We start from the raw sequence: 16,823 nt of genomic DNA on the forward strand, positions 1-16,823 counted from the left end.
CACCGAGAACCACGTCCAGTCCGAACAGAGGTGTCACGGGGATGTCCATCGAAGGTGTGGGAGCTACCGCACTGCTCACGGCCTACGCCAGGGCGGAGGAGACGGTTCGAGCCGATCGGCGGTTCGACGACCCGATCGCCCGGGTCTTCGTCGAATCGGTGACCGGATCCGCCGGCGCGGCACTGCTGCCGTTGGGCATGGCTCGTACCGACGGCCCGTCGGAGCTGTGGGTGTCGTTCCGCGAGTACTTCGCCGGCCGGACCCCATTCTACGACCGACAGCTTCTCGATGCCGTCGACCGGGGTGTGCGGCAGGTCGTGCTCTTGGCCGCGGGGCTCGATGCCCGGGCATTCCGGTTGGCCCTCCCACACGACACCACGGTGTTCGAAGTGGATTCCGATCCTGTGTTGCGGTTCAAGCAGGAGAATCTCGACCGGATCGGGGCCACGCCGAGCTGCCGACGGGTAATCGTCCCGGCCGACTTGCGCGAAGATTGGTCAAGCGCGTTGATCGACGCGGGGCTGCGCACCGACCAGCCGATCCTCTGGGTGGCAGAAGGTCTGCTGATGTACCTTGACAGGATCGAGAGCGATCGTCTGCTGTCCGTGATCACCGCGCAGACCCGCGGTGAGGGCTCGATCGCGACGGAATACCCGGCCCGGTTCCCAGACGCCGCGATCTTCGCGGCGCTCACCACGCTCGAGACGGACCGAGCCGCGGCCGCTGCGATGGCGTCGCTGGTCCGTTCGGGTCCTGCGGAGCCTCCGGCGGAGTGGCTGTGTCGCTACGGGTGGAGCTGCAGCTCGACCGACGTGGCGAGCGAAATCGCCGCGAGCAGGAGGAAAGTGCCGGCGGTGTTCACCGACTGGACGCGCGGAGTACCGGTCTGGCTGCTGTCCGGCGGCCGGAGGCCGTCAACGTCGCTGCGGCAGGTCTCCGTTGCTGAGCGTCCCCGCGGTCGCCGTGCCTGAATTGCGATCACGGGGACGCGAACCTCAATCGCAAGGTCAGGTCGCACGCGTAACACCTCAGCGCCGACTGGCGTTCGCCTGGTCAAGAACCTGGGCTGCTCCGCGCGCTCGCCAGCACTTTACCGACGACCGGCGGGGCCCGCCCGTTGGCCTGATGCGCCCCGGATTCTGTGCAGGCTCTGATTCCGGAGAGGATGCAGAGCATGCCGGCACCGAAGGAGTACAGCGATGAGCTGCGTGAGCGGGCGACACGGGTGACGTTGGACGCGATCGCGGCCGAGGGCAGCGGATGGCGGCGATCCGCTGGATCGCGGGCCAGTCGGACGTGCACCCGGAGGCGTTGCGGACATGGGGCAAGCGCCGAGATCGACGCCGGCACGGCGCCCGGTCGCACCAGCGACGATGCGGCGCGGATGGCTGGAACGCGAGGTGCGCAAGTTGCGTCGGGCGAGCGAGATCCTGAAAACGGCATCGGCGTTTTTCCCTGCCGCGGAGCTAGACCGCAAGACCACATAACCCATGACGGTTCCTCTGATCGGCGGGAGGTTTCGCTCGCGGTGGTCATCGACTATATCGATGGCCACCGCGAGCGTGTTGTCGAGGTGAAGAGACTCGGGGCCGAGCCGGTCTGCGCAGCCTTGAACGACGCGGGTACGCAGATCGCACCGAAAACGTACTGGGCAGCGAAAAGATGGGCCCCCTCGAAACGTGTCCTGCGGGATGCGGGACTACTTACCGAGATCGCGTGTTCCGCGAGAACTACGGCGAAACGGCGATCGTCTTGGACCCGTCCAGCTGCCCGGTGTTCTGACGATTGGCCGCCACGGTCAGCTTGAAACCCGTGAGACCCGCGCTGCGCAGGCGTTCCATGGCGCGCACCGCGGTACGAGCCAGGGCCGCGTACGGATCGTTGACCTCCTCGGTGACGCCGTCGCAGGAGATCTGCACGTCGACGTAGTCACTCGCGGCGGTAAGTGCTCAACCGTTCGCGAGGGGGAACCGGTCGGGTGCGGTGCGTGAGTGTGCTGCCACCATCGTTTGCGCCGCGGACTTCGCCTTGGCGACCACAACGTCCCGTCGGTGGCCGTAGCAGCCGGAAAGGAACAGCGCCCCGAATCCGTGTGATTGGGCGTGGAGCTGGCCGACCAACTCCACGGCCTCTTCGTGCTCCCGGCACAGCATCTCGCACGGTGCCAATAACACGTTGACCAGATTGCGACGTTCCCGGTGCAATTCGCTGAAGCTCGGGGACTCGAAGGTGGCGGCGAAGAAGACATCCATCCCGACGCGGTGGTCGATGAGATACCGAGTGTGGGCGGCGGCGATCGCCGCCGCCTGTCCCGCCGGATCGGGTTCCTCCTTGGCCCATCGCCGGGCGAGTTCGTACAGTTCACGCGCCGCCGAGGTGGCCACCGCGGCGAGCAACGCCACGCGATCGGGGAAGTGACGGTAGGGAGCCGCGGCCGAGAATCCGGCGCGACGCGCCGTTGCGGACACGGAGAACCGATCAATTCCGTTTTCGGCGATCAGCAGGGCTGCGACACGGACGAACTCGGCCCGCGTGCCGTCGGAGCTTTCTCTGATCGCCATGATTCATCTGAACAGTACTTCCCGGATGCATTGAGTTCCAGTGATCCGGGTATTACTGTGGTTGGTACCAACGCCATTCGTACAAATAGCGTGGATCACTCGTCGGCAGTCGGATGCGATGATGGTGGGCAGTGCGAAACTGTGCAGCGAAATGGCTGCTCGGTGAGAGCTCTCCGGACTGTGCCAACCGGCGTACGAGGGGCACGAGTCGCGCGCAGCGTATCAACATACGACCTCGCCGCCGCTATGCGGACGGTACCTTGGGGGAATCTCGATCTCGGCGTGCGTGTGCACCACTCTCGTCTACTCAAGTGTGGTCGACGTGGAAGAAGTCGAGGATGACGTCGGTGGCGGAGATGCTTTGCGTCGGGGTGCCAGGACCGCTGGAGTGTTCGGACCCGGGCCAGTTGTGGTCACCGCCGAGTACCCGGTAGTGGACCACCTCCGTGTCGTCCGCGCAGGCGGTCCAGCTGTGGCGGTGGATGTCCGCGGGTTCCTGGCCGGCCGGATCCTCCGCACCGCACTGGTCCCGTCGGACCCATTCATCGATCCATCCCTCGTTGTCCTCGCCCGCAGTGGTGCGGATCGGGCGGGATCGGTCGGTGCCGGCGTAGTCGATGACGCTGTCGTCGTCGCCGTGGAATTCCAGGATGCGCCGGGGCCCGGAACCGCAGTCCCGGACACCGTGATGCTCACTGCCCGGCCGGTAGAACGCTCCGGCCACCGGCGCGATCGCGGACACCAGGTCGGGCGCCTTGCAAGCGAGCAGGTAAGTGAAGCCGCCGCCGGCCGACTTCCCGGTGGCGTAGATTTTCGAGGTATCGACGCACAGGGTGCTTTCTGTTTCCGCCACGAGTGCCTTGACGTAGTCGAGGTCCCGATCGCGGTCCGCTGCGGACGGGAACCGGTCGCCGGGTGGCCAGGTGCGGTGTTCGCCGTCGTAGCGACGGCCTTCGGGGTAGACGACCAGTGCGTTCGCCTTGTCGAGCCCGGTGTAATCCTCGAGATCGGCGGGACCGCCGTTCGCGCCGTGGAATGCGAGAATCAGTGGCAGCGGCTGGTCACTGGTGTACCCGGGCGGGGCATGGTGACGGTATCCGCGGCCGTCACCGATTGTCGCGGGCAGGTCCGCTTCGGTGTGCCCGCTGCCGCATCCCGAATCCACTTCGTGAGGGGGCGCCGGAACCGACGCGATCGAAGGAACTGGGCTTGTGGCCAGAATGCACAGAGTCGCCACTGCCGTTTGCGTCAGACGGGCTTTCATGTCAGATCCCTTCACCGTTTCGCTGGCTAGTAGAGCATTCGTGACGGAGGGTGCGCAAATGCGGTCATCCTGGCCTCCTCCGGAACTGGCCTGGTGCGTCCTGCCCGCCCGGGTGCCGAAAATCTTGGCTTCGGTGGCAGCGTTCGACGCGGTGGAGTGAATCCTGACCTGTTGGGCCGATGTGCGCGCCCTGTTTCGAGGCGGCGGCAGCCGGATCCGGTGAGGCGCAAAATCACCGCGAACGTTCTGCGAAGCTGCCCACCGCAATTGCGGTCGATCGCCTACGGAGACATGGGGAAACCGGCGCGGGGGTCCCCGGCGCCGGACCATCGTACACCGCCGGGGCTTGCACCCCGGTCGGCGTGGATCGGCTGCGGTGGAGAACTTGCCGCCGGGAGGCGCTCGGCAACATGGCCGTCGGCCATGACCAGTACTCGATTGGCGATGGCGGTGAGGCGCAGGTCGTGGGTGATTAGGAGCGTGGTACGGCCGGAGGCCAGGCGGCGCAATGGCACCAGTAGGCGTTCGACGGTGGTGTCGTCGAGGCTCGCGGTCGGTTCGTCGAGCACAAGTACCGGTGCGTTCGCCACCATCGCACGGGCGATCGCGATGCGCTGGCACTGTCCGCCGGACAGGCCGTGACCGTGTTCGCCGATGATGGTGTCGTACCCGTTCGGCAGGGCAATGATGAACTGGTGGGCGTCCGCCGCCATCGCCGCGTGGACGACCTCGCGGTGACCGGTCGTCACTGCGCCGTAGGCGATGTTGTCCCGGACGGTGCCGTGGAAGAGCAGCGTTCGTTGCTGGACGAGGGCCACGTTACGGCGCAACGATTCCAGGGTCAGCGCGCGCAGGTCGACACCATCCAGCTCGACCGCACCACGGTCCGGGTCGAGGAAGCGGAGCAGGAGTTTCGTGACGGTCGACTTTCCGGCTCCGCTCGCACCCGTGATCGCCACGAGTTCTCCCGGCCGGATTTCGGTGGTGACCTGGTCGAGAGCGGGTCGTCGCGCGCCGGGGTACCTGAAGGTCACCGACCGTAGGCGCAGCTGGCCCTCGGCGCGGCCCAACGGCCGGGCTCCGGGCAGGTCGGCAGGCGAGGGCAGCTCGTCCAGCAGCTCGACGATCCGCTCCGAACCTGTGGTGGCGGCCGAGACCATCACCCGCAGCTGGCCGAGCTGTTGCAGCGGGCCGTAGACGAAGGACAGGATTGCGGCGAACGCCAGCACCCCACCGAGGGTCAGCCTGCCGGCGGCGACTTCCCAGGTGCCCAGTGCGATGACGCCGAGCACGCAGACCGTTTCCGCCAGGTGCACCACAGGTGAGTAGAGCGCGCTGAGCCTGGAGATCGCCACATTGGTCTTCAGCAACCGGACCCCTGCCGCGTACAGCCGCCGTTCCTCGCTCTGCTGCCGGTTGTATGCCTGCACGACAGCGGCATTGGCCAGGTCCTCGCCGAGGATCGCCGTGAGCTCGCCGTTCAGCGCGCGCTGTTCCCGTGACCGGTCGTTGATGCGCCGGGCGAACTGCCGGGTGATCACCGCGAACAGCGGTGCGATGACGAACGCCGCCAACGCCAGTTCCCAGCTCAGGTACAGCGCGTAGCAGGTGAAGAAGATCACGCTGAACAGCGACGTGACCACATGCACCAGGCCCGAGCTGACGAACCGCTCCACGGTGTCGAGGTCGTCGGTGAGCCGGGCGAGCAAATCTCCGTGCCGTCGACGTTCGACGAAGTCCGGCGAAAACCTTTGCAGGTGACCGAAGACCCGGGTCCGCAGGCGCAGCAGGAAGCGCTCGCCGGACCGGGCGGTCAGGTATTCGCCCCCGAACACGAAGACGCCGGATAATACCGCGACGCCGGCCCACCATGTGGCCGGCGTCCAGAGCGCGGTGAGGTCGCCGGCCCCGAGCGCACTGTCCACAACGGTCGAGAACATCGAGACCGCCACCGAATCACAGGCAGCAGAACAGATCAGCAGTAGTGCACCTGCCACCAGCCACCGCCGATTGCCTCGGGTCAGCGGCCAGAACCGGCGAAACACGACACGGGTTGCCAGTGCCGGCGTAGCTGGGTCCACTGTGCACACTCCCTTCGATGGTCTACCGGAGCGGGGCCCGCGGCGGTACGCCGCCGCGGGCCCCAGCCGCGCGTCAGCGCTTGGAACTCGCCGGCGTGCGGGGCACCGGGTGGCCGGTGGAGGGCAGGGCCGGCGTGCGGCCGATCGGCGGAAGGGCCGGAACGCTGCGGGGCGACAGACCCGGGATTGCGGGGATCGACTTGGCCATGATCATACCTCGTTCTCGATTTTCGGAGGTGTCGGCCGCCGGGTGGCGGTGACAGTTCGGAACGTTACGGAGCGGCTTGTTTCACGAGCGTCTCGGAACACCGATATGCGGATGAAACAACTGTTGTGCGAAGGTGAGCCGGGTACAACGGAGGTCGGTTATGCGTGTGCTCGTGGTCGAGGACGAACCCGTGCTGGCGGCGTTCATCGCCGACGGGCTGGGCAGGCAGGCGATGGCGGTGGACATTGCCCCGGACGGCCTGGTCGCGGTGGAGAAGCTTGCCGTCGACGAATACGACGTGGTGGTGCTGGATCGGGATCTGCCCGGTAAGCACGGCGACGACGTGTGCCGGGAACTCGCCGCCGAGGGGCTGCGGGTGCGAATCCTGATGCTCACTGCGATGGGGGACGTGCGGGATCGGGTCGCGGGCCTGCGCCTTGGTGCGGACGACTACCTGGCCAAACCGTTCGACTTCGACGAACTCGTTGCCCGCGTTGATGCGCTCGGCCGCCGGACCGGGCCGGCGACACCACCGGTGCTGCGCCACGGAGACCTCGTGCTCGATATCGGGCTGCGGCAAGTGATGCAGAGCGGTCGGCACGTCTCTCTGTCCCGCAAGGAGTTCGGCGTGCTGCATGCGTTGATGGCGGCAGGCGGTGCGGTGGTCAGCGCGGAGGAACTGCTCAGCGGAGTGTGGGACGAGAACGCCGATCCGTTCACCAACGCGGTGCGCATCACGATGTCCCGGCTGCGGAGCAAGCTCGACGACCCACAGGTGATCGAGACTGTCGCCGGGGTCGGCTATCGGTTGCGTGGTGCGGGTTCGTGAAGCGGATGACGCTGCGAGCCAGGCTAACCCTCATCCACACCGGACTGTTCCTCGTCGCGAGCCTGGTCGTGGTCGGTCTCGTGTACGTGTTCAACCGCAATGGCATCGTCCGCGCGCAACGGTCGGTGGCGCCAAAGGCACCCGTCACCGCCCCGACCGGAGCGGTCCCCGGCACCTCCGCGGCGACCACCCGGTCCCAGCCCGTGAGCACCGGCGAGGCACTGGGGGACCTCATGACGAGCCAGCTGGTGCTGTCGTTGCTGACGTTCGTGGTATTGGGCGCCATCGCCGGAGTGCTCAGCTGGTGGCTGAGTGGTCGGCTGCTGCGCCGGGTGCACCTGATGACGGCACAGGCACAGAGCCTCTCCACCGCGAACCTGCACAAGCGCATCGCCCTCGCCGGTCCGCACGACGAGCTCAAGGAGCTCGCGGACACCTTTGACGACCTGCTCGGCAGGCTCGATGATGCCTTTCAGGTGCAGGGACGGTTCATCGCCAACGCTTCGCACGAACTGCGGACCCCGCTTGCGGTGACCAGGACGGTGATCCAGGTCGGGCTCTCCTCCGCGGAACCGGGTGACGTGCAGCGTGCGAGGGACGAACTGCTGCGCATCAACGACCGATCGATCGACTTGATCAGCGGGCTGCTCCAACTGGCTCGCGGTGAACAGGAACTCCGCCACCGGGAGCGGGTCCGGCTGGACCAGGTGGCCGTCTACGTACTGCAGGAATCCCCAGCGGGCGTCGTGACGTTCGATGTGCGCACAGCTTCGTGCACAGTGCTCGGCGATGAGCTGCTGCTCAGCCAGCTGATCGGCAATCTCGTCCAGAATGCGGTGCGCTACAACAATCCGGGTGGCACGGTGTCCGTGCGGGTGGGCGTCGCAGGGGAGCACGGCCGGCTGGAAGTGTGCAACACCGGCCCGGTCGTGCCTGCCGAAGACGTCGGCCGGTTGTTCGAGCCTTTCCAGCGTGGCGGCACGCCACGGACCGGCGCGAGCACGGGAAGCGGCCTCGGCCTCTCGATTGTTCGCGCCATCAGCACCGCCCACGACGGCAAGGTGACGGCGGAGGCCAACCCGCGCGGCGGCCTCACCGTCGCCGTCGAGATTCCGCTCGCGCGGCGCTGACCGCCTCGTCGGCCACCGGGTTGTCGGCGGTATGCGCCGCAGGAAGTTCGTGGCCAGCAGGCATGCCGGGCAGTGACCGTCCTGGTTGAACAGTTCGGCTCGGGTGCAGACCATCCCGCGGTCGAGTTTGGACTGTGCGGCGCGGGCTTCGACGACCGTCGCCCGTAGTGCCACACTGCCGCCGGGGCGCGGTGGTACCGACCACCGCACCTCGTCAACCCCGCGATGCGAGACTGGCCACGTGCGAGAGGTGATGGTCGACGAAAATCCGCATGATGAGTACCACCGAGTGCCACCCGGAGGCGATGATCCCGCCGAACGGCCCGGTTCGGGCGGCTTCCACGTCGTGCCTGCGCTGTGGGTCGAATTCTCCGGCGGACCGGAGGATCGTTTCCTCGGAAACCGGGAGGTGGCCGTACTCGTAAACCGCGCCGGGATCGTTGTCTTCGAAGTACCGATGTTCGACCGGTACGGCGAAGTCCTGGCTGCCCAGCAGTCTCGTGCCGCTGTACAGGTCCGTCATGGCGACAGTATCTCCTGGAATGGTTCGCACCGGTGCACTGACCGGCGCCCGCAATTTCCGGAATCCCGCTACCCCGGGTTGCCACCATTGGCAGTGGCACCGTTGCGGATGCGCGGGACTGCTCACGGCTGCCTCTGGGGCTGGTGATCGAGGCCCGGGGGCTCCGCGCGGCCGGATACAGCACAATCGAGCACATGGCCTCCCCTGCCGACACCGCTGATGTCCGCCGCCACAACACCTCGCTGGTCCTGCGCCAGGTGGCCGAGGCAGGGGTCAGCTCGCGAGCCGACATCCGCCGGGCCACCGGACTGGTCAGCGGAAGCGTGACGTCTATCGTGGCGGATCTGCTTTCCCGCGGCCTGCTCGTCGAGCCGGGGGACCTGGTCTCCACGCGGGGTAGGCCGCAGCGCGTGGTCGGGCTGAATTCCCGGCGGGTCGTCGGACTGGTCGCGACCGTCGTGCCGGGGGCCGTCGAGCTCGAGGTGACAGACCTCTCGGGGCAGCCGCGCTGGAGCCGGAGGCGGACCTACGACGAGCGCGCCCACGGGAGCTCGGCGCTGCTGACGACGCTGGCCGAGGGCCTCGACGAAGCCTGGGACGCCGCAGCCGCCGATCGGAACGCGTACGTTCTCGGGACGGTTCTGATCGTGCCCGGCACCGTGGCGGCCGATTCCGTGATGACCGACTCCATTGACCTCGGGTTGCGCAACATCGATTTTCAGGCGGAACTCGCACCGCTGCTGCGCTACCCGCATTGTTTGTCGGTGTTCAACGACGGCAGGCTCGGCGCGCTCGCGGAGTACCAGGCGCTGCCACCGGCTGTCAGTCCACACGTGATGGCCTACGTCTTCTCCGGTCCGCTGGGGGTTGGCGGTGGGCTCGTCCTCGACAACCAGTTATTCCGTGGTCAGCACGGATTGGCCGGCGAGGTCGGCCATGTGGTGGTCGACAAGGACGGGCCGGAGTGTGCCTGCGGCGCACGGGGCTGCCTGACGCTGTACCTGGGCACGGTCGCGCTGGCAGGCCGGGTTTTCGGGATGCCACCGGAACCCTCCGCCGCAGGGGAAGCGAGCCGCCTTCTGGTCGCGAAAGCGAATGCGGGGGACGAACGGACGCTGGCCGTGCTCGCGGACGCGGGAGACGCACTGGCCTCGGCGGTCAGCACGATGAGTCACCTCACCGACCTCGGCGCGGTCGTGCTCGGTGGCGATCTCGCCCTGTTCCGAGACTGGCTGCTGGAGCCGGTGAACGCCCTCGCAGTCTCCCGGGCGCGGGTCAACCCCCGCTTCTGGCCGAAAGTCGAAGCGGCTCGGTTCGGGGACCGTTCGCCCCAGACAGGCGCGTGGCTGACCTTGCGGGAACGCGTCTTGGCAAACCCGCGCGTGGTCCCACCGATGACCGCGTACACACCGCGCTGAGCACCGTTCGCCGTCCGGCTCGCTTCGCCCCGTACGAGCAAGTCAGCTAGTTAAGTCAGGGCTTGACTTATCTAGGTGTAGGCACTTAGCTTTGCGGGGTGCAGCCACCGAATCCGCGATCGCCGATGTTCAAGGTCTCGCTGCTGTCCGCTTCTCTGCTGCTTTCCGAGGCGGGGGCGGTCTCGCCGACCCTGCCCTACCTGACCCGGGAGTTCCCCGGGGTGAGCCATTCGGCGGTGCAGAGCTTCGTCACGATGCCCGCCTTGGCGGGCATCGTCGCCACACTGGCGGCGGGTGCGTTGGCGGCCAGCGTGGGGAAACGGGCCCTGATGCTCGCCGGTGTCCTGCTCGTCGTAGTGGGCGGGGTGGCTCCGCTGGCCCTCATCCCGGCGGGGAATTTCACGGTGGTGATGGCGGCGCGTTTGCTCGTAGGTGTCGGGGTAGGTTTGCTGCAGCCGTTGACCTCGAGCCTGAATGCGGACTTCTACCGTGGCCGGGAACGCGGCAGGATGATGGGCTGGCAGAGTTCGATGGTCGGCATCGGGAACGTGGTGTGGAGCGTGGCCGTCGCCGCACTGATGACTTTCCGGTGGCAGGCCGCGTTCCTGGTCTACTTGACCGCGCTCGTGATCTTCACTTTGCTCTGGCGGTTCCTCGCCGAACCGGAGAAGGTGCGGTCGCCGGTGACGGCAGGTGAGTGGCAGGCCTCCTCGGGTCGACGCGGTGCGCTGTTGAGCGGGCGGCGGGCGATCCCCAGCGGGACGTTGCCCGCAGCGGTTCTCATGATGTTCATGACCGTCGGGTACCAGGCATTGATCGTCGCCGTGCCGTTCCTCGCGGTCGACGAACGGCACCTCACGGACGGAGCCGGGGTGTCCCTGGTGATGACGAGTTCCGGTGTCGCGTCCATTGTGGCCGGTATCGCCTTCGGCTTCGTGTTCTCCCGGCTTCGCGTCTGGACGGTGACCACGGGCCTCGTGTTCCTCACCGCCGGCCTCGTCTGCGCCGGTGTGGCGCACGATCTCGTCGTCCTGCACGCCGGCGCGGTCCTCACCGGACTCGGCTTCGGCAGCTACATGCCGTTCGCGATCACGACGATGAACGAGCAGGCCACGCTGAAGACCTCGGCACTGGTGACCGCGGTGCTGTACACCGGGGCATCGATCGGTGTCTTCGCCGCCCCCTACTTCTTCACTCTCACAGGACGGATCACCGGCAGTACCTCCGCTTCCGGGCAATTGCTCACTGGAGCAGTGGTGGCCGCGGCGGTGGCCATCGCGGCGACGGTCTTCTACCGGACCGAAAGACGCGGATCGATGGTGGCTGGGCAGGTTGCCGAGGTGGAGGGTGCGTCCACATGACAGTCGTTCCGCCGCGGGTGGTCCCGCTCGCGGAATTTCCGCACAGCACGGCCGATCCGGTGGGAATGAAGGTCCTTGCGGCCGATCCCACCCCGGTTTACGGCACCGCGCTGCTGGGAGTTCCGTACGCGGAGAAGGACGGTCATCCGCTGACGTTGCAGATCCTTCTGCCGCCGACCTGGGAGGAGGATGTCCCGCAGACGTTCCCGTGCGTGGTCTTCGTCCCGGGATCGGCTTGGCGGAAGCAGGACCTCGGCCGGGTGCTTCCGGCGCTGGCCGAGTTCACCCGGCGTGGCTACGTGGTGGCCGTCGTCGAGTACCGCTCGTCGGCTGTCGCAGCTTTCCCAGCACAGGTCAAGGACGCGAAAACCGCCGTCCGGTTCCTGCGTGGGCACGCTGCCGAGTACCACATCGACACCGCTCGGATGGCCATGTGGGGCGACTCGTCCGGTGGGCACACCGCCGTGCTCGCCTGCCTTACCCTGAACGATCGGGAATACAGCGACGAACCAGTGGGCGACGAGCTCGGACTGCGGTGTGTCGTCGACTACTACGGCCCCACGGACATCTCCCGGATGAACGAGGACCCCTCGATCCAGGACCACGTCGCACCGGACAGTCCCGAAGGAATGCTGATCGGCGGCCGGAACGTGCTCGAGAACCCGGATCTGGTGGCGCCGACGGTCGCGGTGAGCCACCTCGGCGGGGAAGTGACGCCGCCACCCATGCTGATCGTGCACGGCAGTAAGGACCGCGTGGTTCCGTTCGGGCAAAGTGCGCTGCTGTTCTCCGCGTTGAGTGACGCAGGCCACCCGGTGGAGCTTTACCAGTTGCGGGGTTCGGATCACGCCGGGCCCGCTTTCTGGCAGCCGGCGGTACTTGATCTCGTCGACGATTTCCTGAAGGTCAATCTCGCTTAGGTGGCCGGGGAGCGCGGAGATGCCCGTGGAGGTGTCGTGGCGGGAGAGCTTTAAGGTTGATCGATCAACCTGAGTCGGATGGCCTGCTCCGTGCACGGGCCGGTTCAGCCGATCCACTCGGCGATCACGGTCCGGCGAGGAGTGCGCGGTGCCGGATCAATCGGGGAGGAGAGCTTATGGGTGTGAGCGCGGATACGGGTAGCAGCCCGGCCGAGGGTGTGCGATGCCCCGCGCCGGCCCGGCCGGTGGTGCTGGTCGCGCCGGATCGCCGTGCTGCTGCCGGCGGGCTCGTCAGGTCCGGTCTGTGTAGTGGGTGGCGGATGCTGCGCGAGGACGATGCCGACCGGGTGAGCTGGGCGGTGTCGGTGCACCGGGCCGCCGCGCTGATGGTGCTCACCGACGACACCGGATGGGTGGTGCGGCTGGTCTCCGCGGTTCGCGCGATGACGGGCACGCCCGTGGTGGTCGTGGGAGATCTCGGGACGGGCGGAGTACTGACCGCGTTGGCGGCAGGCGCCGACACCGTGCTGTCGTCATCGACGACGGACGAGGAGATCCTCGCCCGCACCTACGCGGTCGTCCGGCGCACTGACGAGCGGCTGGCGCCCACCACCCGCTATCTCCTCGCGGGACGGCTCGCGGTCGACGTCTGGCGGCGACGTGCCCGGCTCGACGAGCAGGATCTCCGGCTCACTCCGACCGAGTTCGACCTGCTGAGTTACCTGATGCGTCATCCGGAGCGTCTGCTCGCCCCGGAGGCGATCCTCGCGCAGGTGTGGGGCCTCGGCGAGCCGGCGGGCCTGAACACGTTGCGCATCTACGTCACCCGGCTGAGGGGCAAGCTCGGCGACGACGCACGGCGGCCCCGGTTCGTGCAGTCCGTCCGCGGGCACGGCTACCGCTTCGCCGTGCCCGTGGTCGAGGTGCCGGACGAGGACCGGGCGGGCGTCACCGACGAACCGGGGCGAGGCTGGCTCGACGCGCTCGCGAAGGCCGCGACGGACCTGGCGCGCGCCGAAAACGACGCCGAGCGTACGACGCGGCTCGTCGAGGGCGTCATCGGCGCCGGAGTCGCCGATGGTGCCGCGTTGCACCAGGTGCTGGACGGCCGCTTGGTGGTCCGCGCCCACCAGGGCATGTCCGGAGACTGGGTGCGGGCCTGTGGCGAGGTGGGGCTGTCGGACGCAGGGCTCGCCAGCAGCCGGGCGGTCGCCACCGGGCGGCCGGTCCAGTTCCCCTCCGCGGGCGGCTATCGCCGGACCTCCACGGTGCTGAGGGAGGAGAACTTCCGGTCCGGATTGTTCCTCCCGGTGCAGGTCGGGCCCGAGGGAGAGGTCCAAGCGTGCTTGGGACTGGTGCACCGTGACCGCGGGGCCCACCGCCCCACCACGCTCAGCTACGCCCTCGCGCTTTGCGCGGTCTACGGTGCGCAGCTGGCGCCGTCCGCCGCCGGACCGGTCGATGCCCTTATCGGGGATCGGCACGGGCAACATTTCAGCCGGCTTTCACAATGCGGTTCGGGGCCACGGTGACTTGCCACCGGCAGCGCGGAAAGCCACCCTGGGTATCAGTATTCGTGAAGGCTGCCTTTGGGGTGGCCGGTAGTGCTAACCGGGATGGTATGCCTGGCGAGTACTGGTGGGTCCCCGCGCAGTGGGAGAGGGTGGCTGGCGCAGCGGTCCGGCTGTATTCCCGTAGCCTGAGGTGAAAAGAGTTCTGAAATGCCGAATGTTTCCGCCTACGGTGTTCCGTCGGTCAAAGCGGCGCTGGAGCCGATGACCATCGGAAGGCGTGCGGTCGGGCCACAGGACGTGCGTATCGAAATCAAGTACTGCGGTGTGTGCCACACCGATGTGTTCCAGACCCAGGACGGCTGGGGGCCCGGTGTCTATCCGATGGTACCGGGGCACGAGATCACCGGCTTTGTCACCGAGGTCGGTGCCGAAGTCACGAAATTCGCCCCCGGAGACCGAGTGGGTGTCGGCACGTACATCGATTCCTGTCGCGAGTGCGAGAACTGCCGGTCCGGTCTGGAGGTGTACTGCACCGGCAGCGGTGTCGTGCCCACCTACAACTCGCGGGATCCCGACGGAAACCCGAACCAGGGCGGCTACTCCACCGCCATCGTCGTGGATGAGCACTTCGTGGTGCGGGTGCCGGAGGGGCTGGGGCTGGACGTCGCGGCGCCGTTGCTGTGTGCCGGAATCACCACCTACTCGCCTCTGCGGCACTGGAACGCAGGCCCGGGGACCAAGGTCGCGGTGCTCGGAATGGGCGGGCTCGGGCACGTCGCGGTCCAGTTCGCGCATGCGCTGGGCGCCGATGTGACCGTGTTGTCGCGAACGCTGGGCAAGAAGGAGGATGGTCTCCGGCTCGGTGCCGATCACTACTACGCGACCAACGACCCCGCGACATTCGATCGGCTTGCCGGGCAGTTCGATCTCATCCTGTGCACGATTTCGTCCGCGATCGGCTTCGACGCGTACCTGAATCTGCTGAAGGTCAACGGAACTCTGGTCAACGTCGGCGCGCCGGACGAGCCGATCTCGCTGGACAACTGGTCGCTGATCCCGATGCGGCGGTCCTACGCGGCTTCTTCCAGCGGTGGTGTACCGCAGCTGCAGGAGATGCTGGACTTCGCCGCCGAGCACGGTGTCGCTGCGGTGATCGAGCAGATCCGTCCCGAGGAGATCAACGAGGCTTTCGAGAAGCTGGAACGCGCGGAGGTCCGCTACCGTTTCGTGATGGACACTGCGCAGCTGTGAGTGAGACGACCGTGCCCGCCTCGGATTCGCCGCCGCTGCGGGCGATCCGGGTAGGGCACGGTTCGGCCGGAATGGTGGAGCGGAGCTGATGGGTGATCAAGCCTCTGCCGGGTCGGATAGCGCGGACGAGAGCCACGTCGGCCTCGGTAGTTTCCTCCGCAACCGGCGGGCCCGGCTGAAGCCGGCTGATGTCGGGCTGTCCGAGCAAGGGGGCTTCCGCCGGGTGCCTGGGCTTCGCCGGGAGGAACTTGCCAGCGCCGTCGGCATTTCCGTGGCGTACTACATCCGGATGGAACAGGGCAGCGCACGGAACGTCTCTCCGGAGATCATCGATTCGCTGGCCCGGACGCTGCGGCTCAATCCCACCGAGCACGCGCACCTCAGCACATTGGCCGGGGCCGCTTCGTCCTCGCCGCAGCGGCCGCACAGCGTGCACAAGGAGGGGCGGCTGCGGTCGCTGCGCAGCTTGGTGGAGTCGATGGAGGGCGCGGCCTACGTCACCGGTCCACGTGGGGACCTGCTCATCTGGAATCGCACCGCCACGGCGCTGTTCGGGGACTGGCAACAGGTGCCGGGGTGCCGCCGCAACTGGGGCTGGTTTCTGTTCTGCTCTCCCGGCTATCAGAGCCTTTTCGTCGACTGGGCAGCGAAAGCCGGTGAGTACGTCGGTTACCTGCGTAGTTACGCCGGGCGGCAGCCGGAGGATCGCCAGGTCGGCCCGTTGGTCGAGAGACTCGGTGCGTGCAGCACGCTCTTCCGCGAGATGTGGGCCCGCCAGGAGGTCGAGAACCCTTCGCACGGCAGGAGAATCTTGTACCACGATGAGGTTGGCGAGCTGGACTTGCTGCACGAAAGCATGCTGCTGCCCGCGGATCCGGAGTGCTACCTGGTCTCGTTCCACGCATGGCCGGGCAGCGCCAGCGCGCACAAGCTCCAGACGTTGCAATTGTCGGTTCCGCCGCTGGCGGCGCTGCCCGCCGGATGCCCGGTGGCTGAGCGCGCAACGAGGGCGTGATGGTTCCCGAGTTCGTCACGCCGGTGTCGCCCCGCAGGCTGCACCGGCGCACGATGCTGCAGGACTGGTGCGGGGTTTCTTTCCTGCATTGGGCGGTGGACCCGGCCTCGGTCGCCGCACGGCTGCCGGCGGGCACTGTTCCGGACGTGACCGATGGGGTCACCTACGTTGGGCTCGTGCTCTTCCGGATGCGGCGGGTCCGGCTGCCTCGGGAACCGGGTTTGCCTTACTTGCGGACGTTCTGCGAGGTGAACGTCCGGTTGTACTCGGTCGATGTGCACGGCAGACGAGGTGTGGTCTTCCTGTCACTGGACGCGGCGCGGCTGCTCGCGGTCCTGGTGGGCAGGCTCGGCACGCGGTTGCCCTACCGCTGGTCGCGGATGCGCCAATGGCGATCCGGTTCGGTAGTGTCCTACCGGAGCCGGCGGCGGGAGAGCGGGCCGGACACTGCATCGGTGCGGGCCTCGGTGTCGGTGGCCGGGAAGGTTCGGCAGCCCACCGCCGTCGAGCGGTTCGTGACCGCGCGATGGGGTCTGCACGTGCGGTGCGGCGGGCGCACCTGGTATCTGCCTAATGACCACGAGGAGTGGCCGCTGCACCGTGCCCGGCTGCTCGACCTTGACGAGAATCTGGTCGAGTCGGCAGGCGTTGCCGTGCTCGATCGGGAGCCGGTGAGCGTGCTGTACTCGCCGGGCGTGTCCGTGCGGTTCGGCACACCACTGCCGGTCGATCCGGACTGCTGAAAGGA

15 protein-coding genes are annotated in these 16,823 nt (G+C 67.5%); 10 read left to right on the top strand and 5 right to left on the bottom strand.

What is annotated here, in order from left to right; genetic code table 11:
- The first annotated feature begins 41 nt into the window (after positions 1–41).
- The gene (locus BJY18_RS35100) at positions 42–971 is read left to right on the top strand and encodes an SAM-dependent methyltransferase (RefSeq protein WP_184784120.1); all 930 of its coding nucleotides are present in this window, start codon (positions 42–44) and stop codon (positions 969–971) included.
- A gap of 759 nt (positions 972–1,730) precedes the next feature.
- On the opposite strand, the gene BJY18_RS35105 is transcribed toward BJY18_RS35100, so the two are convergent.
- The 4 genes from BJY18_RS35105 to BJY18_RS35120 all read right to left on the bottom strand — a co-directional run bounded on the left by BJY18_RS35105 (position 1,731) and on the right by BJY18_RS35120 (position 5,915).
- On the bottom strand, positions 1,731–1,919 hold the full coding sequence (locus BJY18_RS35105; protein ID WP_184784121.1) for a hypothetical protein: 189 nt from the start codon (positions 1,917–1,919) through the stop codon (positions 1,731–1,733).
- 30 nt (positions 1,920–1,949) lie between these two features.
- Entirely contained in the window at positions 1,950–2,561 is a 612-nt protein-coding gene (locus tag BJY18_RS35110) for a TetR/AcrR family transcriptional regulator (RefSeq protein ID WP_184784122.1), read from the bottom strand.
- Positions 2,562–2,868: 307 nt separating this feature from the next.
- Positions 2,869–3,726 carry a CE1 family esterase gene (locus tag BJY18_RS35115; protein ID WP_184784123.1) on the bottom strand — a complete coding sequence of 286 codons (858 nt, stop codon included), beginning with the start codon at positions 3,724–3,726 and terminating at the stop codon, positions 2,869–2,871.
- Positions 3,727–4,106: 380 nt separating this feature from the next.
- Positions 4,107–5,915 (bottom strand): ABC transporter ATP-binding protein, encoded by a 1,809-nt coding sequence (locus tag BJY18_RS35120; RefSeq protein WP_312874070.1) that lies wholly within the window; start codon positions 5,913–5,915, stop codon positions 4,107–4,109.
- A gap of 359 nt (positions 5,916–6,274) precedes the next feature.
- Here BJY18_RS35120 and BJY18_RS35125 point away from each other — a divergent pair, with 359 nt between their 5' ends.
- Positions 6,275–6,943, top strand: coding sequence for a response regulator transcription factor (locus tag BJY18_RS35125; protein WP_184784125.1), 669 nt, complete (start codon positions 6,275–6,277; stop codon positions 6,941–6,943).
- 5 nt (positions 6,944–6,948) lie between these two features.
- The gene (locus BJY18_RS35130) at positions 6,949–8,073 is read left to right on the top strand and encodes a sensor histidine kinase (RefSeq protein ID WP_246460640.1); all 1,125 of its coding nucleotides are present in this window, start codon (positions 6,949–6,951) and stop codon (positions 8,071–8,073) included.
- Between the two features lie 214 nt (positions 8,074–8,287).
- Here the strand turns inward: BJY18_RS35130 and BJY18_RS35135 are convergent, their stop codons facing one another.
- A complete protein-coding gene (locus BJY18_RS35135) occupies positions 8,288–8,596 on the bottom strand; it encodes a hotdog family protein (RefSeq protein ID WP_221458130.1) in 309 nt (102 codons plus the stop codon).
- A 194-nt stretch (positions 8,597–8,790) separates the two neighbouring features.
- On the opposite strand from BJY18_RS35135, the gene BJY18_RS35140 reads away from it, so the two are divergent.
- The 7 genes from BJY18_RS35140 (at position 8,791) to BJY18_RS35170 (ending at position 16,818) form a co-directional block, all read left to right on the top strand.
- Positions 8,791–10,014 (top strand): ROK family protein, encoded by a 1,224-nt coding sequence (locus tag BJY18_RS35140; protein WP_184784127.1) that lies wholly within the window; start codon positions 8,791–8,793, stop codon positions 10,012–10,014.
- A gap of 98 nt (positions 10,015–10,112) precedes the next feature.
- Positions 10,113–11,375, top strand: coding sequence for an MFS transporter (locus BJY18_RS35145; RefSeq protein ID WP_184784128.1), 1,263 nt, complete (start codon positions 10,113–10,115; stop codon positions 11,373–11,375).
- Positions 11,372–12,295 (top strand): alpha/beta hydrolase, encoded by a 924-nt coding sequence (locus BJY18_RS35150; RefSeq protein WP_184784129.1) that lies wholly within the window; start codon positions 11,372–11,374, stop codon positions 12,293–12,295. Before BJY18_RS35145 ends, BJY18_RS35150 begins: the two co-directional genes overlap by 4 nt.
- Positions 12,296–12,615: 320 nt before the next feature.
- A complete protein-coding gene (locus BJY18_RS35155) occupies positions 12,616–13,827 on the top strand; it encodes a response regulator transcription factor (RefSeq protein ID WP_184784130.1) in 1,212 nt (403 codons plus the stop codon).
- Positions 13,828–14,016: 189 nt separating this feature from the next.
- Positions 14,017–15,060 (top strand): NAD(P)-dependent alcohol dehydrogenase, encoded by a 1,044-nt coding sequence (locus BJY18_RS35160; RefSeq protein WP_184784131.1) that lies wholly within the window; start codon positions 14,017–14,019, stop codon positions 15,058–15,060.
- Positions 15,061–15,148: 88 nt separating this feature from the next.
- Positions 15,149–16,075, top strand: a complete 927-nt coding sequence (locus BJY18_RS35165) for a helix-turn-helix transcriptional regulator (protein WP_184784132.1) — start codon at positions 15,149–15,151, stop codon at positions 16,073–16,075.
- The gene (locus tag BJY18_RS35170) at positions 16,075–16,818 is read left to right on the top strand and encodes a YqjF family protein (protein ID WP_184784133.1); all 744 of its coding nucleotides are present in this window, start codon (positions 16,075–16,077) and stop codon (positions 16,816–16,818) included. Before BJY18_RS35165 ends, BJY18_RS35170 begins: the two co-directional genes overlap by 1 nt.
- Positions 16,819–16,823 lie beyond the last annotated feature (5 nt).

The sequence above is a fragment of the Amycolatopsis jiangsuensis genome (genome assembly GCF_014204865.1).
In the GTDB taxonomy this organism is placed as follows: domain Bacteria; phylum Actinomycetota; class Actinomycetes; order Mycobacteriales; family Pseudonocardiaceae; genus Amycolatopsis; species Amycolatopsis jiangsuensis.

What these genes read in the sequence shown, in the direction of transcription:
- BJY18_RS35135 (WP_221458130.1), bottom strand. Translation starts at nt 8,596, where the DNA reads ATGACGGACCTGTACAGCGGCACGAGACTGCTGGGCAGCCAGGACTTC.
- BJY18_RS35130 (WP_246460640.1), top strand. Translation starts at nt 6,949, where the DNA reads ATGACGCTGCGAGCCAGGCTAACCCTCATCCACACCGGACTGTTCCTC.
- BJY18_RS35155 (WP_184784130.1), top strand. Translation starts at nt 12,616, where the DNA reads ATGCTGCGCGAGGACGATGCCGACCGGGTGAGCTGGGCGGTGTCGGTG.
- BJY18_RS35110 (WP_184784122.1), bottom strand. Translation starts at nt 2,561, where the DNA reads ATGGCGATCAGAGAAAGCTCCGACGGCACGCGGGCCGAGTTCGTCCGT.
- BJY18_RS35170 (WP_184784133.1), top strand. Translation starts at nt 16,075, where the DNA reads ATGGTTCCCGAGTTCGTCACGCCGGTGTCGCCCCGCAGGCTGCACCGG.
- BJY18_RS35100 (WP_184784120.1), top strand. Translation starts at nt 42, where the DNA reads ATGTCCATCGAAGGTGTGGGAGCTACCGCACTGCTCACGGCCTACGCC.
- BJY18_RS35165 (WP_184784132.1), top strand. Translation starts at nt 15,149, where the DNA reads ATGGGTGATCAAGCCTCTGCCGGGTCGGATAGCGCGGACGAGAGCCAC.
- BJY18_RS35150 (WP_184784129.1), top strand. Translation starts at nt 11,372, where the DNA reads ATGACAGTCGTTCCGCCGCGGGTGGTCCCGCTCGCGGAATTTCCGCAC.
- BJY18_RS35125 (WP_184784125.1), top strand. Translation starts at nt 6,275, where the DNA reads ATGCGTGTGCTCGTGGTCGAGGACGAACCCGTGCTGGCGGCGTTCATC.
- BJY18_RS35160 (WP_184784131.1), top strand. Translation starts at nt 14,017, where the DNA reads ATGCCGAATGTTTCCGCCTACGGTGTTCCGTCGGTCAAAGCGGCGCTG.
- BJY18_RS35140 (WP_184784127.1), top strand. Translation starts at nt 8,791, where the DNA reads ATGGCCTCCCCTGCCGACACCGCTGATGTCCGCCGCCACAACACCTCG.